The organism is Paenibacillus sp. J22R67 (genome assembly GCF_059692175.1).
Window position 1 is genome coordinate 261,221 of the sequence record NZ_JCAUAX010000010.1, and the last position, 25,049, is coordinate 286,269.

The window sequence follows — 25,049 nt, forward strand, 5'->3', positions numbered from 1 at the left end:
ACTCACTTCTTCCTTGACATCCAGCTTTCGACAAGCTGATAAATATGGTCACTCAATTTCTCAGCGTCATGACGAAGGTACGTGCGGAATAGCACAAGTCGGTCAGCAATGACCTGATACCCTCTTTTCGTGACTTCATCCAAATCCAAGTGAACCGCTTTCGAACCTTTTTCGGCATATCTCGCCTGAACTTGCGGTGGAATTTCGCCATTGTTTACGATCACATAATCAAATAGGTGCTGCTTGAGATGATCATACACCGCATCAAGGTGATCACTGACCGAATAGTCGTCGGTTTCCCCGGGCTGCGTCATAACATTGCAAATGAACATTTTGACGGCTTTCGATTTGGCAATTTCCTCGGCAATACCGGGAACAAGCAGATTCGGCAGCAAGCTGGTGTATAAACTGCCTGGACCGCAAAGAATCGCATCCGCATCGCGTATAGCAAGAATTGCGTCCGCAAGCGGCGTCACGTTAGCGGGTTCTATGAACACGCGCTTAATGCGTCCTTCCGCTTTTGGAATTTTGGATTCCCCTATGACTAAAGTACCATCTTCCATTATCGCTTTCAACACGATAGCTTGGTTGGAAGCCGGAATAACCCGCCCCCGAACCGCGAATACTCGGTTCATCTCTTGCACGGCCGTTACAAAATCACCGGTAATGTCAGTGAGAGCCGCTAATATTAGATTTCCCAGACTGTGTCCAGCTAAACCTGTCCCCACCTGAAATCGATACTGCAGCATTAACGACAGCAGCGGCTCGACATCAGCAAGTGAGGTCAGTACATTTCGAATGTCACCCGGAGGGGGCATCTGCATCTCATTGCGGAGAATGCCAGAGCTTCCTCCGTCGTCAGCTACCGTTACGATAGCTGTAATATCAACTGGCTTTTCCTTCAAACCTCTAAGCATTACTGAAAGACCTGTGCCGCCGCCGATTACGACTATTCTGGGAGTGCGCTGTGATTTCTCATGTTTCATCCTTCATTCACCCTCTTAATCGTTAGGACGCTTATACCCGGTCCCGCTCGGCATCTCGATGACTCAAACGCACAGCTTCCGTTTCACTGTTCCCCAGAACTTTGCCCAGGTATTCGGTAATGGCTACGGAACGATGTTTTCCTCCTGTACAGCCAATCCCTACAACGACCTGACTTTTGCCTTCCTTCTTGTACTGAGGCATTAAGAAGTTCAGCATATCGAGCAGTTTCGTTAGGAACTCTTGCGTCTCGGTCCATTTCATCACGTAGTCGTACACATCGGGGTCTTGACCTGTCTGCGGGCGAAGCTGTTCCACATAGTGGGGATTCGGCAAGAAGCGAACATCGAAGATTAAATCTGCATCAATTGGTACACCATACTTAAATCCGAAAGAGATTACATTTATAGATATGCGATTGGTTTCCAAATTGGTAAACCGGGAAATAATTCTTTCTTTGAGCTGCACTGGCTTTAACGTACTAGTGTCAATAACCTGAGTAGCAAGACCCTTTAGCTCCTCAAGCAGCTTGCGTTCAAGCCCAATGCCTTCAAGTGGAGCACCTTCAGGCGCAAGCGGATGACGACGCCGGCTTTCTTTGTAACGTTGAACAAGTGTCGCATCGGTAGCATCTAAGAAAAGAATTTCATAACTTAACGTGTAATTCTCATGGATATATCGAAGCGACTCCTGAAGTGCAGTGAAAAATTCACGCCCCCGCAAATCAATCACCAGTGCGACTTTGCCGATTTTCCCCATCGACTGTACGATCAACTCAGCGAATTTAGGAATAAGGACAGGCGGTAAATTATCGACGCAGAAAAATCCGAGATCCTCAAGACTCTGCACCGCAATTGTCTTTCCAGCACCCGACATTCCTGTAATAATGACCAGTTTCGCTAAAGGGTGGTTCTCTTCCATGAATGACACCTTCCTTTGGAGTGCTTTCGCAGGCCGAAGTCTCCGCCATCAGCCATGCGAACCTGATCTTGTCAATCTAGCATTCTAACGTAAGTTCAAACCGGCAGCTCCTACGACGCCAGCATCATTACCAAGCGTAGCAGCAACAATCTCAACGCCTTCAGCCGCTGCTTCTGGTGTGTATTTCCTGAATGTATCGCGGATCGGTTGGAACAGAATTTCGCCTGCCTTGGATACGCCACCGCCGAGAATGAAACGTTTCGGGTTAACAACAACAGCGAGTGCTGCCATAGAGCGTCCAAGGTAGTAGGCAGCACGGTTCACGATGCGCAGAGAGACTTCGTCTCCGCTTTTTGCAGCGTCGAATACATGCTTAGCTTCAATCTTCTCATGAAGGGCAAGAGAAGTACGCTCACCGCGTTCTACGGCTTCCTTAGCCATACGAACGATACCTGTTGCGGAGGATACTGTCTCTAGACAACCCATTTGTCCGCATCCACATTGAATCGCTTCGATATCAGGGACAACCGACATATGACCAAGCTCGCCAGCCATACCCGCGGAACCTTGGTAGATTTTACCATTAATAATAATACCGCCGCCAACACCTGTTCCGAGCGTATAGCAAACTACATTCGGGATCCCTGCGCCTGCTCCAGCCCATGCTTCACCTAACGCTGCAACATTGGCATCGTTGTCGATTTTCACGGTTTTGCCTAGAAGCGTTTCCAACATTTTCTTGGCAGGGACATTATGCCAATTCAAATTTGGAGAGAATTTGACGAATCCTTCCGGAATATCCATGAATCCGGCTAGCCCTGCGCCGATACCCGCAACTTGCTCCCACTCATAAGGGGATTCTTCGACAATTTGTCGCACTTGCTGCGCAATTCGTCCAATTACTGACTCAGCGCCGTTCTCTGCGCCTGTAGGTCCTTCTAACGTTTGCAGCAGCTTCCCCTGCTCGTCGCAGATACCGACTTTGATGTTGGTACCGCCTAAATCTACACCGATATAAATCTGATTTGACATTGCAAGGTCACCTCATGAATAATCATTAAAATTTTCGGGCATATGCTCCTGCTTAAACTATAAGACAACCCTGTATACAGGTCAAGATTCAACTATTCGCCAGAAGAAATGAGAAAACGTGGAAAGCATAGCCTTCCACGTTTTCTGTACCCTCTTACAGCGATTGACTCCAATCGTGTACGATATGGCCTTCAAGGAATTTCTCAGCTTCCAATGCTGCTGCGCAGCCGCTTCCCGCTGCTGTGATCGCTTGGCGATACTTCGTATCTTGAACGTCACCGCAAGCGAAAACGCCAGGAATATTCGTTTCCGTTGTGCCTGGCTTCACAATAATGTAGCCATGCTCATCCGTATCAATTTGTCCGCCTAGGAACTTCGTATTCGGTGTATGACCGATCGCTACGAAAATACCATCTGTTTCGATAATTTCTTCTTCACCAGTGGTATTATTTTTCACTTTCAGGCCTGTTACACCTTTCTCACCGGAAACAACTTCAAGTGGCGTATTGTTCAGTGCCCACTTCACTTTTTCGTTGCCGCGTGCGCGATCTTGCATGATTTTGGAAGCGCGAAGCTCATCGCGACGATGAACCAAACGTACCTCGGAAGCAAAGCGAGTCAAGAAGTTCGCCTCTTCCATAGCGGAGTCTCCGCCACCAACGACGATAATCTTTTTGCCGCGGAAAAAGAAGCCGTCACACGTTGCGCAAGTACTCACGCCGCGTCCGATATTTTCTTTTTCATTGCCGATACCAAGAAGTCTTGCGGAGGCGCCAGTGGAGATGATCAAAGTTTCTGTTTCAATCTCGCCCACACCTTCAACTTGCAGCTTAAATGGACGATTGGTTAGTTCAACCGAATTGACCCAGCCTGTTTTGAATTCAGCGCCAAAGCGTTCTGCTTGTTTGCGCATATTTTCCATCAATTCAGGACCCATGATGCCTTCAGGGAAACCCGGGAAGTTCTCTACCTCTGTGGTAGTGGTCAATTGCCCGCCCGGCTCTGGTCCCTCGATAACGAGTGGGCTGAGGTTAGCGCGAGCTAAGTAAATGGCTGCTGTTAGACCGGATGGTCCTGTTCCTACGACGACTGATTTGTACAATTGGTTTCCCTCCTAGTTGCTTTCCACCAAGAAAGCTATCTTTAGTATGCATACATCTATGTATGAAAGCCGGGTCTCGCGACACGGCAAAAACCCAGCTATCAAATGCTCGTAAATTTGTCGAAAATGGCTTCCATCTTCTCGCGCAAGCCGCAAGTATCATCAATCAGCTTTACGTTGCGACTGACCGTAGAAACTGTCACGCCATAACGCGTAGAAACCTCTTGATACGAAATTGCTCGGCGATGCATCTTGGCAATCAAGTATTCCAACGCCGCTGCCCAGCCTTCCGACTTCTGAATTTTGGGAACAGACGGATATATCTTCGTCAGAAATTCAACCCACAGTATTTCTAAATCATACTGTTGCACCATATCGTAACGCTTATGCATATGGGAAAGCGCGGTTTCCATTACGCTTTGCCATTTGACATCCCAAATGGGCAAGTGCGGCGAGTAGGGTGAAGCTTCGACCATAATTTCTTCATTTTCAAGAAAAGCAGGAATGGACTCTCGGATCCCCATGCTGCGAAGCACAAAAATGGCTACCTTCTTCAAATAGTCATCTTCGTGACGATCCAGAATGAAGTCCTGCAGCGCATCTCTCACTTCACCGTCGGCAATTAGACCAAAGGCCTGAATAACCTGCAGCTTCGTTTCGATATCCCCATGACGCAATGCCCAGAAGAAGGAGGAACGCACGAGCGGATCTTTCTTCAATTGGTCAGGAATGCCCTGCGTGGATTTCTCCAACACACGGAACTGCTCTTCAAAGGGCAAATGGTAATGGTAGCTCCAAGTTAATGGGCCTTCCGCCTTCTCTCTTGTGCGCAGTTGATCCAAGTAAAACTTGGATATTTCCGCGCCAGGATCCAGCTTCTGCGTTTGCTTCCAATACCGGTAGGCTTCATCGAATCGACCCAGATGAGAAGCAGCTACAGCTGCATAGTGATACAAGCATGGGTCTGCCGCACCATCTCCAGCCTTCAGCAGACGCTTGAACAGATGGTACGCTTTCTCGTGCTGAGAAAGAATCCCCATCGTCGTGGCAAGCTTAAATACATGATCCTGCTGAAACGGATACGTTTTGCACAAGAGCTCCGTTAACTCGCCTAGCTCTTTCTTGTTACCGAAATGCTGATGGAAGATGGCCATATTACACAGCGCATGCAAGTTCCCAGCATCAATTTCGAGTACACCGCGAATTGTTTCCATCGCCTTTTCGAATTGACCCATATAATAATAAGCGAGGGCCAAGTTGTTCCGTGCTGCAGTGAATTCAGGCTGATTCTTCACCAGCTTCTCCAGCTGCCTCACGGCCTCGGCGAATTTCCCTTCTTCTAGAAGGGCGCGGGCTTTATCATGCTCGAAGAGCCCTTCTCGACTCTTGATGCTAGTGAGAGGGGCGGGCCGTTCAAGCTCGTAGCTCAGCATCTCCATCATTTCTTCGGATTCATCCATAAATTGACCCGTAGGGTCAGTTTCCAAATACCGAACTAATGCTTGTTCTGCCTGCTCGAAATTTTCCATATTGGCATAGTTGTTTGCCATATAAAAGTGACATTCCGTCATCTCGGGATCGATCGTTTCAAGGATATGCTGCAAAATTTGGTTCGACTCGTCGTAATTGCCCATTTCGGAGAGAACTCCCGCGAGGTTGCAGTGATTCACAGGATTATCCTGCTCATACTCCGCAGCCCGCCGGAAATATTTCAATGCCTTATCATAATGAAACCGATCCAAAGATTGAACCGCTCTCTCGAAAAAGAATGCGGCATCCATATTTATTGAGATTACTTTAGGTTTTGGCGCTTCGGACACACGCTTAATCTTTTCCATAGCAAGACACCTCCGGCAATTTGATTACAACTCAAATTATACCATAGATCGCTTGGAAGCCAAAAACATTATCCGAAGGTAAGATCTGGTCTATACAATTGGCTTATACGCCGCCGTATTTAAACAAGGATGACAAGGAACCGCCATCATTAATAATACGAATCGCATCAGACAACAACGGAGCTACGGAAAGCACATTAAATTTATCGGAATGCCCCTCCGGGATCGCGATGGAATCCGTAATGATAACTTCTTTGATGTTCGGGTGATCCAAGCGCTGCAGAGCAGGTCCTGAGAAAACAGGATGCGTTGCACAAATGTAAACGTCGTGCGCGCCTCTTTCCTTCAAGCTTTCCACAACGTTAACGATCGTCGTTCCCGTATCAATCAGATCCTCAATAATAATCGGCGTACGGCCTACAACATCACCAATGACGTGAGTAATCACGGACTCATTGTGCTCCGGACGCTTCTTGATCATCATCGCGAACGGCGCATCTAGGATATTCGCCATTTTCTCAGCCGTCGTTGCACGGCCTGCATCTGGAGAAACGATGATTGGGTTATGCAGATTTTTCTTTTTGATGCAATCACTGATGACGTCAAGAGCCGTCAGATGATCCACCGGAATATTGAAAAAGCCTTGAATTGCCGGTGCATGCAGGTCAATCGTAACAACACGGTGTGCGCCTGCCGCACTGAACAAGTCAGCGACTAATTTAGCAGAAATCGGCTCACGCGGAGCAGCTTTGCGTTCTTGACGAGAGTAACCATAATATGGGATGACAAGGTTGATCGTTTTTGCAGAAGCTCTTTTTGCCGCATCCATCATGACCAAGAGTTCCATCATATGTTCATTAATCGGATGGGAGAAGGTTTGTACCAGGAATACGTCACAGTTACGAATCGTTTCTTCGTAGAGACAGTAGATTTCTCCGCTTTTAAAACGGGATAATTTGATTTGTCCAAGCGGCTGGCCGAGCTCTTTACAAATACGTTCCGCAAGCTTCGGATTCGAAGATCCGGAAAAAATTTTAACATTGTCGCTATGCATGGTTAATGGTTACCTCCGAAGGTTCATTAAATAGATTGTTCACGCCCTACTCATTATACATGAAAGCTGTCGAATTTAAAAAGTCACAAGTTGTCGATTTCGTGCATGAAATGTGGCTATTTCGTTAAATCCAATCATTTTGAGCAGCGATCTTGCTTCATCCAAATATTGGCCTAACCGCTCCGGCTGATGAGCATCCGATCCAAGCGTCACTGGGATTCCCACCTTATGGCAATATTCCAGCATGCGGCGGCTCGGAAACATCTCTTTGCACGGATGACGCAGCCCGGATGCATTCAGCTCAATCGCAAGCCCGCACTCCTTCACAGTGTCTAGCGCCGCTTTCTCCAGCTCCCATGTATCGCGATCCGGTACATAACCAAATCGCTTGATCATATCAAGATGACCCAGGTAATCATACAGCCCAGTACGGGCTGCTTTCTTCACTGCCTCGTAGTATTGGGTATAAACCGCATAAATATCCTTACCTTCCCAACCTGCGATCTGGCGAAAATCAGAAATATCCCACTCGCCCAGAAAATGGACGGAACCAATCACATAATCCCATGGATACGCTTTAATAATGGCCTCAATTTCCGACTCATAACCTTCGATATAATCGCCTTCGAGACCGACACGGATATCAATCTGATCCTTGTACTTGTCTTTCAGATGCAGGCACTCTTCAACATAGCGGGGCAGCTCCTCCATAGGCATAGCCATCTCGGGCCAATAGGTCTGCGGATTCACATGCAAAAGCGGCATATGATCAGACAGCCCTAGTTGCGTGAGCCCGATCTCGATGCCGCGTTTGACGTACTCCTCTAGTTCCCCAGAGGCATGACCGCAGCGCACATGATGTGTATGATAATCAATCAACATCGTGAATTCACTCCAGGTCTTTTTATTTATTTTTTAACATGTCGATTCGCTAGCTCTTTCATAATATCATCCAATGGCAATTTATTATTACGCAAAAGAACCATTAAGTGAAAAATGAGATCACTCGCTTCATAACGAAGCTCGTCGTTGTCTTTATTTTTAGCAGCAATAATGACTTCAGCCGTTTCTTCGCCTACCTTTTTGAGAATCTTATCGACACCTTTTTCGAAAAGGTACGTCGTATAAGCCCCCTCCGGACGCTCAGCATCACGTGAAGCGATGACCGCTTCCAGCTCGCCAAGGATGGCAAAGCGATCTCCGGAGACCGCAGGCTCCGTTCCTTCTTGCGCTGCCCCTTCAACCGGAATGCTTTCTGTGAAGCATGTATAAGTACCATTGTGGCAAGCTGGCCCCACTTGCTCTACAAGAACAAGCAGCGTATCCGCGTCGCAGTCGTAGCGTAGTGCTTTAACCTTTTGCGTATGACCGGAAGTAGCCCCTTTGTTCCACAGTTCCTCACGGGAACGGCTCCAGAACCAAGTGTCTCCTGTTTGAATCGTACGCTGCAAAGATTCGCTGTTCATATAGGCCAGCATGAGCACTTCTTTGCTAACGGCATCCTGTACAATGGCAGGTACTAGTCCATGTGCATCATATTTAATCTGTTCCAGTGAAAATGTCATCGAATTTCAACCCCTTTACCTTTCAGGTCAGCCTTGACCCCATGAATCGATAGCTCTTTATAGTGAAAAATCGTAGCTGCCAGCCCTGCATCGGCTTTGCCTTCGGTAAATACATCGTAGAAATGTTCCGTTTTACCCGCTCCGCCAGAAGCAATCACAGGAATGGTAAGCAGTTCAGAAACAGCGCGTGTCAGCTTCAGGTCGAACCCATCCTTCGTTCCGTCCGCGTCCATGCTCGTCAGCAGGATTTCGCCAGCGCCGAGCTCTTCCATGCGCTTCGCCCACTCTAGCGTCTTAATGCCAGTGGCATTACGTCCGCCATGCGTGAACACTTCCCACTCGCCCCACTCCGCGTTAAACTTCGCGTCAATCGCCACGACGATGCACTGAGAGCCGAACTTGCGCGCTCCATCAGACACAAGCTGTGGATTGCGAACCGCCGCCGTGTTGATGCCGATCTTATCCGCTCCTGCACGAAGCAGGCGCTTCATATCATCCACACTGGAGATGCCTCCACCTACTGTGAAAGGAATCGTGATTTCCCCTGCCGTTTGCCGGACAACCTCCACCATCGTTGCGCGTCCTTCAACAGAAGCCGAAATATCGAGGAAAACGAGCTCATCCGCGCCTTCTTTATCATAAATCGCCGCTAGCTCCACGGGATCGCCCGCATCTCGTAAATTCACAAAATTTACGCCCTTGACCACCCGACCATCCTTGACATCGAGGCAAGGAATAATTCTTTTGGCTAACATGATGGCACCTCCTTCTTAACTTAAGAGCCCCTGGATTCTATTTTTGCAAAATAGGAGTTTCTGGAGGCTTCTAATTTAGGAAAAACGACCAGGTCCGCTAAAATAAGAGTCTTTTGAGTCTTCTATTTGGCTTAATGGAGGGCAATTTCCACCCCAACTTCCGGATAAGAGCCTCCAAAGACTTCTATTCCTGCTCAAACTGTCCCATTCCATGAAATAAGAGACCTTTAGGACCTCTATTCCCCCGCCTATTCCTAACACATCGCTAGAAAATTTTGCAACAGCTGCATGCCGATATCGCCGCTCTTCTCGGGGTGAAATTGCATGCCGTACACGTTGTCTCTGCCGACAATCGCCGTCACTGGCTGATAGTAATCCGTCACCGCCAGCAAGTCGCTCTCGCGCTCCGGCTTCGCATGATAGGAATGCACGAAGTATACGTGTCCTTCTTCAATTCCTTCAAAGATGGGACTCGCGCTTTGCTTGTAGCTCAGCTTATTCCAGCCCATATGCGGTACTTTGTAGTCACCGCGGAAACGTACAACGGATCCGGGCAAAAGGCCCAGCCCCTCATGGTCCCCATGCTCTTCGCTGCTGGCGAACAGCAGCTGCATGCCGAGGCAAATGCCGAGCAACGGCTTGCCCGATTCTGCGTAGCGCAGAACGACATCGTTCAGCCCTGACTCGCGCAGCTGCTCCATCGCATCGCCGAAAGCGCCAACTCCTGGCAGGATTGCCCCTTCTGCAGCAAGAATCTGCTCCGCATCACCTGTAACCACAGCTTCATAACCAAGCCTCTCAACGGCTTTGCTGACGCTATGTAGATTCCCCATGCCATAATCAATAATCGCGATCATCCTTACAGCACTCCCTTCGTCGAAGGAACCCCCTGAACGCGAGGATCAATCGATGTCGCTTCATCTATTGCGCGGCCTAACGCTTTGAACACCGCTTCAATCATGTGGTGGGTGTTATGCCCGTAATGCACGATCACATGAAGCGTGATGCGAGCTTCCAGCGCCAGCTTCCATAGGAACTCGTGAACAAGCTGCGTCTCGAAGCTGCCCACGTTAGCCGTAGGATACTGAGCTCGATACTCGAAATGAGGTCGGTTGCTGATGTCGATAACGACCTGTGCGAGCGCCTCATCCATTGGCACAAACACACTGGCATAACGTTTGATTCCTCTTTTATCACCTAACGCTTCACGTAACGTTTGCCCTAAGCAAATCCCGATATCCTCAACCGTGTGATGGTCGTCAATTTCGATATCGCCTTTAGCGTCAACGTTCAGGTCGAAATGTCCGTGTTTCGTGAACAAATCCAGCATGTGATTCAAGAAAGGAACATCCGTTTGAATTTCCGAAATCCCTGTCCCATCCACCTGGAACGAAAGTTTGATATCTGTTTCATTCGTTTTGCGTGCTACACTCGCCGAGCGGGCGATCCCTTTGTCCTGTTCAGCCATTATTTCAACTTCCCTTCCTTCTTGAGTCGTACTTCCACCGCTCTCGCGTGACCTTCGAGCCCTTCGTTGCGGGCGAGTGTCATAATCATTTCGCCGTTCGCGATGAGCGCTTCCTTGCTATAGTGAATAACGCTTGATTTTTTCAGAAAATCGTCCACATTCAGTGGGGATGAAAAGCGGGCTGTGCCGTTAGTCGGCAGCACATGGTTCGGCCCGGCGAAGTAATCGCCGACAGGCTCTGTGCTGTATGCCCCCAAGAAGATTGCACCAGCATTCTCAATGCGCGGCAGCAGGTTAAAAGGCTCCTGCACCAACAGCTCGCAGTGTTCAGGCGCCAAGCGGTTGACTACGTCAACGCCCTCGTCCAAGCTGTCCACGAGAAGGATGGCTCCTCTGGTCGCTGTGGAAACCGCAGCGATCGCTTTCTTCGGCAGCACGTCCAGCTGTCGCCATAGCTCTAGCCGAACCGATTCGGCTAGCTCCTGCGACGTTGTCACCAGAATGGCCGGTGACATCTCATCATGCTCGGCTTGCGCCAGCAAATCAGCCGCCACGTATTCAGGGTCGGCGTATTCATCCGCCAGCACGACGATGTCCGTTGGCCCGGCGATCATGTCGATATCGACGACACCGAACACGAAGCGCTTCGCCAGCGCGACGTAGATGTTGCCAGGGCCGACGATTTTATCGACCGGCTGGATTGATTCCGTGCCGTAGGCCAGCGCGGCTACCGCCTGCGCCCCGCCTGCGCGGTAGATCTCTCTCACACCCGCTTCGGCTGCTGCCACGAGAATATGCGGGTTGATGCCCTCTTCCCCAGCGGTGGCCGGAGGCGTCACCATCGCGATCTCCGGCACCCCCGCCACGATTGCGGGGATGGCATTCATAAGCACAGAGGATGGGTATGCCGCCTTCCCTCCGGGCACGTACAAGCCGACCCGCTTCAGCGGTCGGATGATTTGACCCAGCAGGCTGCCGTCCGGCTGCAGGTCCATCCATGACGTGCGTTTCTGCTTCTCATGAAACGCACGAATGTTTGCGGCTGCTTGACGCAGCGCTGCCAGGAACTCGGCGTCGACCTGTGCGTACGCCGCCTGGATCTCTTCGTCGCTGACGCGTAGCTCAGCGACTTCGACACGGTCGAATTCCTTCGCCATGCGACGAAGCGCGGCATCGCCGTCCTGACGCACCTCTTCGATGATGCGGCGGACGGTTTCATTTTGCTCCGGTGAGCCGTATTCGACTTCGCGTTTCAATTCAAATTCAGAGGCGGGTAGTATCCGCATATCCATTCTCCCTCTCTTTCTAAACCTTCGTCAGCACAGGAAGCACCGCCTGCAGCATATCACACAACCGCTGAATGGATTCGTTCTTCATGCGGTAGCTAACCCGATTCGCTATTAAGCGGCTCGTAATTTGGAAAATCTCCTCTTGCTCCACGAGTCCGTTCTCTTTGAGCGTCTGTCCCGTCTCTACCATGTCCACAATACGGTCAGCAAGACCGATAAGCGGCGCCAGCTCGATAGAGCCGTTCAACTTAATGACTTCCACCTGCTGTCCTTGCTCGCGGAAATACTGTGACGCGACGTTCGGATACTTCGTCGCTACCCGTGGATTAATCACTTGCTTCCAGTCCGGCAACCCGATCACCGACATGCGGCAGCGTGCAATCCCCAGATCCAGCAGCTCGTAAACGTTACGGTTTTCCTCCATCAGCACGTCCTTGCCGACCACGCCGATATCCGCTACCCCGTACTCGACATACGTCGGAACGTCCACGGGCTTAGCCAAGATGAATTCCATTCTCGCTTCATGTACGGGAATAATTAATCGGCGTCCTTCTTCCAAATCCTCCGGAATCGGCAGCCCCGCTTTATGAAAAAGCTTCGCTGCCTGTTTATAAATACGGCCTTTCGGCATCGCTACTTTAAGTATGTCATCCACCACTCCAACCTACCTTCCGATCGCCGGGAGGAAAAGCGCTTAATCTGCGCTAACCTTCCTGCTTTGTGTTTGCCTTAACGTACCAACAACGCTATAACTTCCTGATACACGATGCCGCTCACCTCATATGAACCATCTGCCTTGGCCAACTGTGCCTTCGTCCAAGCTTCTGGCTCGCTCACCAGCTGCGTAATCACAACAGCCGTCTCCTCACTGCTCCGCTTAGCTTTGGCTTGTTGGAGTGCTTCTTCACGGTGCTCTGCATCGTAAGCAATCAACACGCGCTTAGGAGTCGCAACAGCTTCTCCACCGGTCACCTCAAGAATGCGGTTCGTCTTGAGCGCAAAACCTGTCGCCGGCGCAGGGCGCCCGAACTGGCTCAGCAGATTATCGTATCTGCCTCCACTGCATACAGGGAAACCTAGATCCGCCGCATATCCTTCGAATGTCATACCTGTATAGTAGGAGAAATCTCCAATCATCGTTAAATCTATAACAACATGTTCGCTTACTCCATATGCTTGAAGGACATCCCATACTTCACATAGATGTCGAATTGCATCCTGAGCGATAGGATGTTGCGATACCATCCGAGCTTGCTCGCAGATTTCATCTCCGCCTCTAAGCCTTAACACGCCGATTAACTCCCGTTCCACTTCTGGCGTAAGCGCCAGTGACTTAATAGCTTCACGGTATCCGACATAATCACGACCGAGCAAATGTTCTTTCAAGCTCAGCTGCGCCTCACTGCGGCCTTCCAGTGTTTCCTGGAACAATCCGTTCAAGAAACCTACATGGCCAAGCGCAATCTTGAATGTTCCAACGCCTGCCGCTTGCAGAGAAGCAATCGCCAAGGCTACCACTTCAGCGTCAGCCTCTGATGAAGCATCCCCGATGAGTTCCACACCTGTTTGGTAAAATTCTGAATCGCGCCCTGCTTCCTCTTCTATCGCGCGAAACACATTCGAATGATAGGATAAACGCAATGGGAACGCCTGTTCTTTCAATAATGATGAAGCTACACGTGCGATCGGAGCAGTCAATTCAGAACGCAAAACCAGCGTTTGACCCTTACGATCTAGCAGTTTGAACAGCTTCTTATCTTCTGTGGAGCTTGCCACTCCAACGGTATCGTAATATTCAAGTGTAGGTGTCAGGATCTGGTTATATCCCCAGCGTTCCATACAAGCCAGTACACGGTATTCTATGTTGCGCAGCTTCGTTACCGCTTCAGGTAAGTAATCCTTGACCCCTAACGGCTTTTCAAATACTTTTGGCTTTGACACCGTCTCACCTCAACATCTTGGAATTCAGTTCTGTTTTCTCTCTCTTTTCTTACTTTAGTGCGTTAACGTGCTACCATACTACCAAAATAAAGAATGTAGGGTTATTTTATCACGTAACCTTAGGACCGTCAATTGCCTCTTTCATTAGTTCCCTACATTTACAAGCTCTTTACATGCACAAAGAAAAAGAGCTGTACAGCTTAATAGCGCACAACTCTTAGTTCTCATTTTGTATTTGACGAATCGTTTGCAGCGGATTTCCTGCGACGAAGCTATGCGGGGCTACATCCTTGTGAACGACGGAACCAGCGCCAATAATCGCGTAGTCTCCAATCGTTACACCTGGAAGAATCGTCGTGTTTGCCCCCACCATCACATGGGACCCGATATGAACATCGCCAAGCCTGTATTCCTTGGTCAAATATTCATGAGCCAATATTGTCGTGTTGTAGCCGATAATCGTATTATTGCCAATATGTATCTTCTCTGGAAAAAACACATCCACCATCACCATTAAGGCAAATGCCGAGTGTTCCCCCACAGTCATCCCAAGGATATGCCGGTAGATCCAGTTTTTCATCCGCAGCGAAGGCGAGTACCGCGTGATCTGGATGAATACGAAATTGCGAATCGCCTTCCATTTGCTGACGGTATGATAGATTTGCCATAGGGCATTAGGACCCTCAACCGGGTACTTGTCCGTTTTTCTCAATGAGCATCCACATCCGACGCGAGACCCACGATAGGCAGCAGGTCGAACATATCGTCAATCAGATGATCCGGGCTGTACTCTTCCAAGTAAGAGCGGCCTTTCCACGACCAAGTAACGCCGACTGAGATGACACCCGCATTTTTCGCGGCCTCAATGTCGTAATGGCTGTCGCCCACCATCACAGCTTGATCCGGCGTCCCGCCTAATACCTTAAGCGCAGCGATTATGCCTTCTGGGTGTGGTTTCGCTTCCTTGACATCTTCAACGGTAACGATCGTGCTCACGAACTCGTCTAGTCCGCACAATTTAAGGCCCATTAGGGTCGTTTGTCTGATTTTGCTGGTTACGATACCGATTTTAATCCCATTTTCATGCAATTTCTTCATGACAACTCGCACGTTAGGGAACTCTTTAACAAGCTCATCATGCTTAGATAGGTTAAACGTCCTATACTTCTTGATTAGCTCTTCCACTTCTTTTTTGCCTGTAAAAAACTCCATCTGTTCCACAAGCGGACGCCCCATATTCGGGATAATTAGCTCCCTGCTTACAGGTTCTGCCGTTTCGCCTTCTAAGCTATGCAAAAAGGACTGCACAATCAACTCATTGGTATCCACAATTGTGCCATCCAGGTCAAACAGTACGGTTTGAATCATAATCTGCTCCTTTATCTTGCTGCTCTTGATCTTTCACTACTCTGTTTTTGTCTAATGTTTTGGAGGACACAATAGGGTCCGCATAACGAACATTGGCATACCCTTTTTTCCTTCTAACGATAATTAAGATTGCCATTCCGATGACTAGCAGAAGTGCTAACAACTGTGAGAATCTCACGTTGCCGCCATAAGTCATCACACCCGGCTCAAAGACGATTTTCATCGGCGACCACAGCGCATTAATAAACGAAGCTAGCCATGCAGGGCCTGTGATATCCAGACTGTCCGTGCGCACGCCCTCAATGAAGAAACGCCCTATGGAGTACCAGATGAAGTAGCCGAAGAAGAGCTCTCCTGCACGCAAGAATGGTCTGCGGCGAAGCCATAGAAGCACACACAATCCTACAATGTTCCATAACGACTCATACAGAAACGCAGGGTGATAGAACGTACCCTCAATATTCATTTGATTCACAATAAAATTCGGCAAATGCAACGTGTCACGCAGGAAAGACTCCGAAACAGGACCTCCGTGCGCTTCCTGATTCATGAAGTTACCCCAACGTCCAATAGCTTGACCAACAATTAAGCCTGGTGCACAAATATCCGCAATCCGCAAGAAACCGTAGCCTTTCGCTCTAACATAAAAGTATACGCCGATAATAGCCCCGATTAACGCCCCATAGATGGCGATTCCGCCGTGCCAGATCATGAAAATTTCAGCCAAATTGTTCTTATAATCGGACCACTGGAAGGCCACATAGTATATTCTTGCCCCAATAATCGCTGAAGGCACGCCAATCAGCAACAAATCCATGAAAAAGTCAGGGATAATATTGAATCGTTTCCCTTCTCGAATCGCCAATAATAGCCCGATTAATGCTGCTGTACCTAAAATAATGCCATACCACCGGACATGAATGGGTCCAAGGGAGAACGCAACACTTTCTAACATAGTTTCACTCCTTCAGATGTAAGCTGTCTCTCTATAAAGACCTCAATCAAAATCTTCATAATCTTCGTTCAGCGATTCGGTCAATTTATTCGTAAACTGAAGCGCCGCGTTATACCCCATCCGCTTCAAACGATAGTTCATCGCAGCTACTTCTACGATAACCGCTAAGTTGCGCCCTGGTCGTACTGGTATTGTAACGAGCGGCAGATCCGTGTCAATGATGCGTGTAAGCTCTTCATCTAAGCCTAGACGATCATACTGCTTGTCCTGCTGCCAATTTTCCAATTTCACCACGACAGAAATTTTCTTAACATTACGAACTGCCCCAGCACCGAACAGCGTCATCACATTGATAATACCGACACCGCGGATCTCGAGCAAATGACGGATCAACTCCGGTGCATTCCCTGTCAGCACTTTATCCCCGTTTTGTCGTATTTCAACGGCATCATCAGCGATCAGACGGTGCCCTCTTTTTACAAGCTCAAGAGCAGTTTCGCTTTTCCCGATCCCGCTGCTACCTGTAATCAGCATACCGATTCCATAAACATCGACGAGTACACCATGAATCGTCGTGCTTGGTGCTAATTTATTTTCCAAAAACCCCGTTAATCGGCTTGCAAAAATCGTTGTCGACATTTGACTGCGAAGCACGGGAAGATCACGTTTTGTTGCTTCTTCCAAGAGCTCACTCGGAATATCCAGTCCTCTTGTCACGATGATGCAAGGTGTTTCCTCTGGAGCACATAGCTGCTCTACTCGGTTTCTACGAACACCTGTCGTTAACATCTCCATGAAGGTGATTTCTGTCTTCCCTAGCATTTGAATTCGTTCTCTCGGATGATAATTGAAATATCCCGCCATCTCGAGACCCGGACGGTACAAATCTCCGGTTGTTATCGCACGTTTGAGCCCAGATTCACCTGCAAGAACCTCCATATGGAGTTGTTCCACTAACTCGGAAACCTTCACCTTTTTGGCCATCGTCCTATCTCCTCTACGTTTTGCCTGAGCAAAACTGCTTCATCTGCTCATACTCATTTCTTTCCAATAGTTTCATCGTAATGGAATACGATATCGAAATCAACTAAAGTGTTCACAAACTTGCTGTTTCTTCTTAAACAGCAAAAAAGCCAGCCGATCACGGCTGGCCTTTCAGTTCCAAACTTATTTAACTAAGATGGACAATGTGGACTCTTTATCGAAGAAATGAACTTTGTTCATATCCAAAGCCAATTTCACGTTTGTGCCTTCTTTGATTCCGGAACGGCCATCTACACGTGCGATAACTGTGTTAGCGCCGATACCGTTCAGGTACAAGTACATTTCGTGACCCAAGTTCTCAGTCAACTCAACGTTTACGTTGAATACTGTGTTCGGGGAAGCTTCCAAGAATACTGGCTCTTCGTGAATGTCTTCTGGACGAACTCCCAGAATCACTTCTTTACCAACATATCCTTTGTCTTTCAATACTTGTGCTTTACCAGCTGGAACTTCAACGTTAACAGTACCTGCTTTGAAGAAAATTCCGCCGCCTTCTTGTGCCAATGTACCTGTCATGAAGTTCATGGATGGGGATCCAATGAAGCCCGCAACGAAGATATTCACTGGGAAGTTGTAGATTTCTTCAGGTGTAGCTGCTTGTTGAATGATACCTTTATCCATAACAACGATGCGATCGCCCATTGTCATTGCTTCGATTTGGTCATGCGTTACGTAGATTGTCGTAACACCAAGACGTTTTGTTAATTTTGTGATTTCCGCACGCATTTGTACACGAAGTTTCGCATCCAAGTTGGAAAGCGGCTCATCCATTAAGAATACTTGTGGTTCACGAACAATCGCACGACCCAAGGCAACACGTTGACGTTGACCACCGGAAAGAGCTTTTGGTTTGCGGTCCAGCAAGTGAACGATATCCAAGATTTTCGCTGCTTCGCGAACACGAGCATCGATATCAGCTTTTTTGAATTTACGAAGTTTCAAACCGAATGCCATGTTTTGATAAACAGTCATATGCGGGTAAAGGGCATAAGATTGGAATACCATCGCGATATCGCGGTCTTTAGGAGCGACATCATTAACTAGGCGGTCTCCGATGTAAAGTTCACCCTCAGTGATTTCCTCTAATCCTGCGATCATACGAAGAGTTGTGGATTTTCCGCAACCGGATGCTCCAACCAATACGACGAACTCTTTATCTGCAACTTCAAGATGGAAATCTTTAACTGTAGATTCTTCTGCACCAGAATATCTTTTAACGATATGATTTAAACGTACGCCTGCCATGTGTTCATTCCCCCTACGGTTTATCGATGTACACTACTTGTTCATCAACTTTTGACTATACTCATCTTACCCCACGAAGGCCGGACTGACTATGCACAATACCTACAAAAAAATCACTTTCTTTTCGTTACTTTGTACAATAATAGTGCGAGTCTCACTAATACCGCGTGATTGAACGTCCGGACATCCAGTCCGGTCTCATTTTTGAACTTGTCCAATCGATATAGCAGCGTGTTCCTGTGAATATAAAGCTTCTTCGCAGTTTCACTAACATTGCAGTCTAATGTGAAGAAATGTTCAAGGGTTGTAACCGTTTCCGTATCCAGCGCATGGTCAGTGCCGCGCAGTACCTGTTCAAGGAATTCTGCCTTCTCCTCTTCCTCAATGAGATGCAGCAGCTTCTCCAAACGAAGCTCCCAACGAAGATGAATGAAACTTCCTACATGAAAGGAACGGCCCAGCATAATTGTTTCCCTTAGCTTGAGAATGGTAGCAAACAGCGATTTCGCGGGTTTCACCGGATAATCGATCGCGAGATGACACTCTCCCACCCATTCATTGGCGAGCATTTCATATAAACCTGAACCTAGGGCGTCCAGAATTTGTTCTACACTTTCTTCTTCGTCGCCCTCGCGTTCCTCGCTACCGCTCGTTAATAAGCCTTCTGGCGCTAGAATCAGCCATTCTTTGTCCATTAAAGGTATCAGAATGATCTCCGCTTCAAAGAAAGACTCCAGCAGCTTCTTCAGCTCCGCGTAAGAAACGCTTTGGCTTTGGGAGTAATCCCCGTATAAGAGCAGCGGAATTTTCGTTGAGTACAGAGAGGATTGTGATGCAAGGGCATCCGGAAGCTCCGCATAAGTTGAACCGAGTTCCATTTGTTGAAGCAGCCAATCCCTTAACTGATGAGCTTTTCTTTCATCTTCAGACAGGTAAGTGCCACGCTGTTTCTTTTCCTGTGTTTGCTTAGACTCAACTGTCATTTCAACGAGTTTACGCTCAGATGCCGTCAGTTTTGCTCCAGCTACCTGTAATACGCGTATATCCTTGTGTTCCTTAGCTAAATAAAACAACACATCTTGCCCACGTTCAATACTTCGACAAAAGCTCGCCGGATATTCGGCTTGTTCTTCGGATAAGTGCAACCAATCTGCTTCAGAGATCAAACTAACGTGCATAGGTGTCTGTAAAACCGCTTCCAAACGTTCTTTTATGCGCTCCCAATCCATCTGCGTCTCTCCTTACTCCTAGCTTCTTCTATGTCTATCTCCCTATTGTACCATATATAGGAGGTTTCATGGAAAAGAACCCTTCTGCAACTAGACTGCAAAAGGGTTCTCTTTCATGAATAGCTATTCTCCTAGTCTAAAACCCGGCGTGCCGTCACATAATGATCCGCCCACCATTCTTTGTTCATGGAGGTAAATTTCACGCCGCCTTCACCGTACGTATGGATCATGTTCCCATTGCCTACATATATCCCAACATGTCCAATATTTTTTCCTGAATCCACGGTTGTAAAGAAAACTAAATCACCGGTCTGCAAATTGCTTTTGCTTACAAACTTACCTTCTTTGGCTTGATCGCGAGATACCCGCGGCAGCGTAATGTCATACTCAGCAAACACAGTCTTCACAAAAGACGAACAATCCATCGTTTTGGTTTGTCCATATTTGGCTCCAAAGACGTACGGTGTGCCCAAATACTTCTGAGCAGTCAGAATAAGCTCTGCTTTCAACCGATCCTTGGAGGAAAGAATGCTTTTCCCACCAATGAAACTGCTCTTATAGTCGCTAACACTGCGAGTGACGACTTCGTCTTTGCTCTGGGAAGACATGACCATTTTACCTTGACCGACATAGATCCCGGCAAATGATGGCTTCTCACCACTGCCAAAGAACAAAACGTCACCTGGTTCCGCATTAGACATATTCGTAATTTTCTTTTTATTCATTTTAAATTGATCAGCAAGCGTTCTCGGAATAGCGTAATCCAATGTTTGGTAGACATAGTAAATCAAGCCCGAGGAATCAAACCCCGCACCTGGTGTTTCGTTACTTTTGGAATAATCAACCCCTACCATTTTATTCGCTAGTGAAACTGCATCCATATCATCGTTTGCGGCATATGCGGAGATAGCTGTTGTCGCTGACAGAGCAATCGTTATCGCTGCCGTAATCCCAAATGTGCGTCTTGCAAGAATCTTTATCATCATAAATCCTCCAGTACGTATTTGTTAGTAGATATGGAAAAGTCCATATAATCTAGTACAAGATTACCATGGTTATGAAAAGTCTTTCATTCCTAAAATGTTTCCTATCCCGCACATGATTGGTAAACCTAACAAATCTTTCATCCATGTGTCATTAGAGGCGGCGTACTCATAAACTTCGTAATTTTGGAAATAATTGTACAAGGGATATTCGTCCTATAGGAGGTACTACATATGGTATGGACGCAATGGTCTTTGGACCGTGTCATCATTCTCTTGGTTGGAGTCGCCTATCTCCTCTTATGGATTCAAGTGACTTTATCGCACTATCGTCAAAACTTTCACAAAAAAATAATGTGGAGTCCAGTCATCCTGTCTCTTCTTATCAGTCTAGTCTCCATAATAGGCACGCTGATAAATCGTCATGGCTGGTATACGGCTTCGCATATCATCTTTTGGCTCGGTGTCCTTCAAGGGTTGATCGGATTTGGTTTTCACGTAAATGGTGTGCGTAAAAGAGTGGGCGGTTTGGCATTACGTAACTTTCTCACAGGACCGCCTGTGCTAATGCCTCTACTATTTTCATTTCTAAGTATTCTTGGACTTACTGCTATTTATGGAGGTTGATTGATGATGACAACTCATAGCTATTATCCGACTTATAATGTCATGGATGAGCAAAAAGAATGGGATGCCAACACTCGGAATATCGTAAACGCTCGTTTACATCGTGAAACCATGTATCAGTTCCTCACACATGTCGAGGCAGAAACACTGCGGGCTTGGTGCACGCTGCTAATGGATGATAATCGAGGCGATATCATTCAATATGTTCTCTGTCATATTGACGAGGTTCTCACACAAGACAAAGGCGAGGGACAGCGAAAGGCGAATGTCCCCCCTATACGTACACTTTTGCGACAAGGACTTAAAGCCATTGATGAAACTGGCTGGATAGATAGCAGCAAACCTTTTTTCCAACTAGATGAACCTTCTCAGCGGCAGATCATGCTGCAAATCAGCAGCGACATCTATCCTCCGACAGCAAATTGGGAGGGCATCCCGCAGAAAGCTCTATTCCAAAAACTATTAAAGCTTAGTGTTGAAGCTTATTATTCTCATCCTTTGGTATGGTCGGAGATTGGTTTTGGCGGTCCTGCCTATCCGCGTGGTTATGTTCGTGCTGAGACAGGCCAGCTTGACCCCTGGGAGGCTGTGAAAGAGCAATGAAGAGGAGATTCGAGCAAGATGCCGTTGATATCTTAATCGTTGGAGCAGGCGCTGCCGGCGGAGTTCTCGCCAAAGAACTAAGTGAGGCTGGGCTGAGCGTTGTTGTTTTGGATGCTGGCCCATGGCGGGATCCTCAGAAAAACTTTGCCAGCGACGAGTTGAGCATGCGGCAGTTGGGATGGGAAGATACTCGGCTTGTAGATGGGACAGTCCCGTTAAGCATGGGCTACTCTAATTCGGGCCGGGGGGTTGGTGGGGGGACGCAAAACTTCACAGGTGTATTCTTACGATTTCATGAGTCTGATTTCAAAACCAAATCCATCGATGGTGTTGGAGAAGACTGGCCTATTCATTACAAAGACCTTGAACCTTACTATAATCGAATCGAGAAAGAAATTGCCGTTTCTGGTCCCAAACACTTTCCGTGGGGCAACTTTCAGGGGCCTTATCCTTATCCAGAACGAGATCCCTTAAGTCCCAATGCTTATCTGTTTCAAAAAGGCTGCGAAGTACTTGGCATTCAATCTGCCGTTACACCGTTAGCCATTTTATCTGCTCCCTTTGATGGTCGTCCTCCTTGCATCAATCGCGGTTTCTGCATCCAAGGCTGCATACCGAATGCCAAATTCAGTACCTTGACCGTACATATCCCCAAAGCGGTGAAAGCCGGGGCGGAGATTCTCGCCGATTGCATGGTCACTCAAATCGAAGTGGATGCTAACGGTCATGTCAGCGGTGTGCTCTTCAACCATCAAGGAACCGAGTACCGGCAGCGTGCCAAAACAGTTATTCTTTGCGCACATGCTGTCGAGACGCCTCGTCTGCTGCTCCACTCCACGTCGCCGCAATTTCCTGATGGTCTAGCCAATTCCAGCGGATGGGTAGGCCGAGCGATTATGACTCATAGCAGCAACGATGTTTATGCCAAATTTGAGCAGGAAGTTCGTTTGTACAAAGGAACCCCTGTGCTAGCATCTACGCAGGATTTCTATGAAACGGATCCTCGGCGCGGCTACGCTCGTGGCTATACGATTCACTCTCACGGCTCTAGACCCATTGATATGGCTGATGGAATAAGCAAAGCTACACAAGAGCCCCTATGGGGATCAGGACTTAGACAAGCTATGCTTAATTACAACCACTACGGACGGCTAACAATGGTGGGAGAGGTACTACCTCAATGGGACAACCATATCTCTTTATCTGATGAAAAAGATGACTATGGCATGCCGCGTGCTGCCGTCACCTTTAATTATGGAGATAATGATCGCAAGCTCATTGATCACGCCGTGGACAATATGCAGCTGATCCTCAAAGCTGCCGGAGGCGAAATTGCCTTCGTCGTTCCGGATACGCAGCACTTCATGGGGGGATGCCGCATGGGAAATAATCCTGCTACTTCCGTCGTTAACACGTACGGTCAGAGCCACGATATACCGAACCTGTTCATCTGCGATGCGAGTCTATTCGTGACCTCTAGCGGCTGTAATCCCACCAATACGGTTATGGCTTTGGCAGCAAGAACCGCGGATTATATAATCGAACTCGCTAGCATTTAAAGCAGCTGATCTTTCCACAGATTAGTTGCATCTCGAGTATCCTAACATCTACAATAGAACTTAACAGACAAGATGAAAGGAGTACCGATACGTCATGGCTATCGCAGAATTTACGATTATCCCTATCGGCACAACAACCACCAGCCTTAGCGGTTATGTAGCTGATCTCCACAAAGAACTAGAAAAGCACGCCGACATTACCTTCGAAATGACCCCTATGGGAACTATTTTGGAAGGCTCCTTAGATCGAATTCTGGAGGTCATTCGTGCTGTGCATGAAGTTCCCTTCACTAATGGTGCGCAGCGCGTCTCTACTACGATCAAAATTGATGATCGCCGTGATATAGCAGCCTCCATGTCACAAAAAATGCAGTCGGTTGCAGATAAGTTGAAATAAAAAAAGCATCCCTCGTTGGGATGCTTTTTTGTATGAAAGAGATCTAACACCATAAAAACAAAAAAAGACCGTCGCGGCCTTGTGTGTTTACTTATAAAAGTGAGCCATGTAGGATTCGAACCTACGACACCCTGATTAAAAGTCAGGTGCTCTACCAACTGAGCTAATGGCTCATAGGGAAATGGAGGCTGATGGATTCGAACCACCGAACTCGGAGAGAGCAGATTTACAGTCTGCCGTGTTTAGCCACTTCACTAAGCCTCCATATTGCGAGATAACCGTGCTGCTTTGTAGCAGCACAACCATCTCAATGGCTCGGGACGGAATCGAACCGCCGACACGAGGATTTTCAGTCCTCTGCTCTACCGACTGAGCTACCGAGCCTTATGTACTTCATTTAGATTGTCCCATTCAATGAAAAACATGAATGGCGGAGCCGACGGGATTCGAACCCGCGGTCTCCTGCGTGACAGGCAGGCATGTTAGGCCTCTACACCACGGCTCCATGACAATTCAAGTTGCACCAAATGAATGGTGCCGTCGAGAGGACTTGAACCCCCAACCTACTGATTACAAGTCAGTTGCTCTACCAGTTGAGCTACAACGGCATGTGAAGAAAGATGGTGGAGGCTGACGGGATCGAACCGCCGACCCTCTGCTTGTAAGGCAGATGCTCTCCCAGCTGAGCTAAGCCTCCATCTGGATTGGTTTTATGGTAGCGGCAGAGGGGCTCGAACCCCCGACCTTACGGGTATGAACCGTACGCTCTAGCCAGCTGAGCTACGCCGCCACATAAAATCTGTTATATATGTTTGGAACTGGCGGAGAGAGAGGGATTCGAACCCTCGCACCACTTACGCAGTCTAACCCCTTAGCAGAGGGTCCCCTTATAGCCACTTGGGTATCTCTCCAAGACATATATACTCAGGAAATATTATTCCCTGAAAACTAGATACGAAACTTGCGTAAAGGTAACAACTAGGTTTATTGGTTAAGCCCTCGACCGATTAGTATTCGTCAGCTGCATACGTTGCCGCACTTCCACCTCGAACCTATCAACCTCGTCGTCTACAAGGGGTCTTACATACTG

The 25,049-nt window shown here is 47.9% G+C and carries 25 protein-coding genes, 8 tRNA genes and 1 rRNA gene; 4 read left to right on the forward strand and 30 right to left on the reverse strand.

Annotated features, from left to right (window positions below; all coding sequences use genetic code 11):
* Positions 1-2: 2 nt before the first annotated feature.
* From AC58VC_RS29990 to AC58VC_RS30090, 21 genes are all read right to left on the reverse strand, one after another.
* A complete protein-coding gene (locus AC58VC_RS29990; RefSeq protein WP_145668143.1) occupies positions 3-986 on the reverse strand; it encodes a YvcK family protein in 984 nt (327 codons plus the stop codon).
* A 31-nt stretch (positions 987-1,017) separates the two neighbouring features.
* Positions 1,018-1,905 (reverse strand): RNase adapter RapZ, encoded by an 888-nt coding sequence (gene rapZ / locus AC58VC_RS29995; protein WP_127458363.1) that lies wholly within the window; start codon positions 1,903-1,905, stop codon positions 1,018-1,020.
* An 84-nt stretch (positions 1,906-1,989) separates the two neighbouring features.
* Positions 1,990-2,937, reverse strand: coding sequence for an ROK family glucokinase (locus AC58VC_RS30000; RefSeq protein WP_497374283.1), 948 nt, complete (start codon positions 2,935-2,937; stop codon positions 1,990-1,992).
* 154 nt (positions 2,938-3,091) lie between these two features.
* Entirely contained in the window at positions 3,092-4,039 is a 948-nt protein-coding gene (gene trxB, locus AC58VC_RS30005) for a thioredoxin-disulfide reductase (RefSeq protein ID WP_497374285.1), read from the reverse strand.
* Positions 4,040-4,140: 101 nt separating this feature from the next.
* Positions 4,141-5,877, reverse strand: coding sequence for a tetratricopeptide repeat protein (locus tag AC58VC_RS30010; RefSeq protein WP_497374287.1), 1,737 nt, complete (start codon positions 5,875-5,877; stop codon positions 4,141-4,143).
* 103 nt (positions 5,878-5,980) lie between these two features.
* Positions 5,981-6,931: a ribose-phosphate diphosphokinase gene (locus AC58VC_RS30015; RefSeq protein ID WP_127458367.1), complete on the reverse strand. Its 951-nt coding sequence runs from the start codon at positions 6,929-6,931 to the stop codon at positions 5,981-5,983.
* A 75-nt stretch (positions 6,932-7,006) separates the two neighbouring features.
* On the reverse strand, positions 7,007-7,813 hold the full coding sequence (gene hisJ, locus AC58VC_RS30020; protein WP_497374290.1) for a histidinol-phosphatase HisJ: 807 nt from the start codon (positions 7,811-7,813) through the stop codon (positions 7,007-7,009).
* Between the two features lie 26 nt (positions 7,814-7,839).
* Complete coding sequence (gene hisIE, locus AC58VC_RS30025; protein ID WP_127458369.1) at positions 7,840-8,496, reverse strand: bifunctional phosphoribosyl-AMP cyclohydrolase/phosphoribosyl-ATP diphosphatase HisIE; 657 nt, start codon at positions 8,494-8,496, stop codon at positions 7,840-7,842.
* Positions 8,493-9,251, reverse strand: coding sequence for an imidazole glycerol phosphate synthase subunit HisF (gene hisF, locus AC58VC_RS30030; RefSeq protein ID WP_497374292.1), 759 nt, complete (start codon positions 9,249-9,251; stop codon positions 8,493-8,495). The genes hisIE and hisF overlap by 4 nt, the downstream gene beginning before the upstream one ends.
* Positions 9,252-9,505: 254 nt before the next feature.
* Positions 9,506-10,108, reverse strand: coding sequence for an imidazole glycerol phosphate synthase subunit HisH (gene hisH, locus AC58VC_RS30035; protein ID WP_497374294.1), 603 nt, complete (start codon positions 10,106-10,108; stop codon positions 9,506-9,508).
* 2 nt (positions 10,109-10,110) lie between these two features.
* The gene (hisB, locus tag AC58VC_RS30040; RefSeq protein WP_497374296.1) at positions 10,111-10,719 is read right to left on the reverse strand and encodes an imidazoleglycerol-phosphate dehydratase HisB; all 609 of its coding nucleotides are present in this window, start codon (positions 10,717-10,719) and stop codon (positions 10,111-10,113) included.
* Positions 10,719-12,005 carry a histidinol dehydrogenase gene (gene hisD, locus AC58VC_RS30045; RefSeq protein ID WP_497374338.1) on the reverse strand — a complete coding sequence of 429 codons (1,287 nt, stop codon included), beginning with the start codon at positions 12,003-12,005 and terminating at the stop codon, positions 10,719-10,721. Before hisD ends, hisB begins: the two co-directional genes overlap by 1 nt.
* A gap of 19 nt (positions 12,006-12,024) precedes the next feature.
* Entirely contained in the window at positions 12,025-12,663 is a 639-nt protein-coding gene (gene hisG / locus AC58VC_RS30050; protein ID WP_145668163.1) for an ATP phosphoribosyltransferase, read from the reverse strand.
* Positions 12,664-12,737: 74 nt separating this feature from the next.
* Positions 12,738-13,949 carry an ATP phosphoribosyltransferase regulatory subunit gene (locus AC58VC_RS30055; protein WP_497374298.1) on the reverse strand — a complete coding sequence of 404 codons (1,212 nt, stop codon included), beginning with the start codon at positions 13,947-13,949 and terminating at the stop codon, positions 12,738-12,740.
* A 217-nt stretch (positions 13,950-14,166) separates the two neighbouring features.
* A complete protein-coding gene (locus tag AC58VC_RS30060) occupies positions 14,167-14,661 on the reverse strand; it encodes an acyltransferase (RefSeq protein ID WP_497374300.1) in 495 nt (164 codons plus the stop codon).
* Entirely contained in the window at positions 14,658-15,317 is a 660-nt protein-coding gene (gene ppaX, locus AC58VC_RS30065; RefSeq protein WP_497374302.1) for a pyrophosphatase PpaX, read from the reverse strand. Before ppaX ends, AC58VC_RS30060 begins: the two co-directional genes overlap by 4 nt.
* Positions 15,295-16,272, reverse strand: a complete 978-nt coding sequence (gene lgt / locus AC58VC_RS30070; protein ID WP_497374304.1) for a prolipoprotein diacylglyceryl transferase — start codon at positions 16,270-16,272, stop codon at positions 15,295-15,297. The genes ppaX and lgt overlap by 23 nt, the downstream gene beginning before the upstream one ends.
* 42 nt (positions 16,273-16,314) lie before the next feature.
* Positions 16,315-17,256 (reverse strand): HPr(Ser) kinase/phosphatase, encoded by a 942-nt coding sequence (gene hprK, locus AC58VC_RS30075; RefSeq protein ID WP_161406842.1) that lies wholly within the window; start codon positions 17,254-17,256, stop codon positions 16,315-16,317.
* A gap of 183 nt (positions 17,257-17,439) precedes the next feature.
* Positions 17,440-18,561 (reverse strand): ABC transporter ATP-binding protein, encoded by a 1,122-nt coding sequence (locus tag AC58VC_RS30080; protein ID WP_497374306.1) that lies wholly within the window; start codon positions 18,559-18,561, stop codon positions 17,440-17,442.
* A 113-nt stretch (positions 18,562-18,674) separates the two neighbouring features.
* Positions 18,675-19,790: a PucR family transcriptional regulator gene (locus AC58VC_RS30085; RefSeq protein ID WP_497374308.1), complete on the reverse strand. Its 1,116-nt coding sequence runs from the start codon at positions 19,788-19,790 to the stop codon at positions 18,675-18,677.
* Positions 19,791-19,921: 131 nt separating this feature from the next.
* The gene (locus tag AC58VC_RS30090; RefSeq protein WP_497374310.1) at positions 19,922-20,773 is read right to left on the reverse strand and encodes an NlpC/P60 family protein; all 852 of its coding nucleotides are present in this window, start codon (positions 20,771-20,773) and stop codon (positions 19,922-19,924) included.
* Between the two features lie 234 nt (positions 20,774-21,007).
* On the opposite strand from AC58VC_RS30090, the gene AC58VC_RS30095 reads away from it, so the two are divergent.
* The 4 genes from AC58VC_RS30095 to AC58VC_RS30110 all read left to right on the forward strand — a co-directional run bounded on the left by AC58VC_RS30095 (position 21,008) and on the right by AC58VC_RS30110 (position 23,959).
* On the forward strand, positions 21,008-21,400 hold the full coding sequence (locus AC58VC_RS30095; protein ID WP_497374312.1) for a hypothetical protein: 393 nt from the start codon (positions 21,008-21,010) through the stop codon (positions 21,398-21,400).
* Between the two features lie 3 nt (positions 21,401-21,403).
* Entirely contained in the window at positions 21,404-22,003 is a 600-nt protein-coding gene (locus AC58VC_RS30100; protein ID WP_497374314.1) for a gluconate 2-dehydrogenase subunit 3 family protein, read from the forward strand.
* Positions 22,000-23,562, forward strand: a complete 1,563-nt coding sequence (locus tag AC58VC_RS30105; RefSeq protein ID WP_497374316.1) for a GMC family oxidoreductase — start codon at positions 22,000-22,002, stop codon at positions 23,560-23,562. The genes AC58VC_RS30100 and AC58VC_RS30105 overlap by 4 nt, the downstream gene beginning before the upstream one ends.
* Before the next feature lie 94 nt (positions 23,563-23,656).
* On the forward strand, positions 23,657-23,959 hold the full coding sequence (locus AC58VC_RS30110) for an MTH1187 family thiamine-binding protein (RefSeq protein WP_497374318.1): 303 nt from the start codon (positions 23,657-23,659) through the stop codon (positions 23,957-23,959).
* A 100-nt stretch (positions 23,960-24,059) separates the two neighbouring features.
* Here AC58VC_RS30110 and AC58VC_RS30115 read toward each other — a convergent pair.
* From AC58VC_RS30115 to AC58VC_RS30155, 9 genes are all read right to left on the reverse strand, one after another.
* A tRNA-Lys gene (locus AC58VC_RS30115) sits at positions 24,060-24,132 on the reverse strand.
* 9 nt (positions 24,133-24,141) lie between these two features.
* Positions 24,142-24,223 (reverse strand) — tRNA-Tyr (locus AC58VC_RS30120).
* A gap of 47 nt (positions 24,224-24,270) precedes the next feature.
* Positions 24,271-24,343, reverse strand: a tRNA-Phe gene (locus AC58VC_RS30125).
* Positions 24,344-24,387: 44 nt separating this feature from the next.
* A tRNA-Asp gene (locus tag AC58VC_RS30130) sits at positions 24,388-24,464 on the reverse strand.
* A gap of 27 nt (positions 24,465-24,491) precedes the next feature.
* Positions 24,492-24,567, reverse strand: a tRNA-Thr gene (locus AC58VC_RS30135).
* Between the two features lie 13 nt (positions 24,568-24,580).
* A tRNA-Val gene (locus tag AC58VC_RS30140) sits at positions 24,581-24,656 on the reverse strand.
* A 16-nt stretch (positions 24,657-24,672) separates the two neighbouring features.
* Positions 24,673-24,749: transfer RNA gene (locus AC58VC_RS30145), tRNA-Met, on the reverse strand.
* Between the two features lie 29 nt (positions 24,750-24,778).
* Positions 24,779-24,870: transfer RNA gene (locus tag AC58VC_RS30150), tRNA-Ser, on the reverse strand.
* Between the two features lie 76 nt (positions 24,871-24,946).
* Positions 24,947-25,049: ribosomal RNA gene (locus AC58VC_RS30155) — 23S ribosomal RNA — on the reverse strand; the annotation flags it as partial.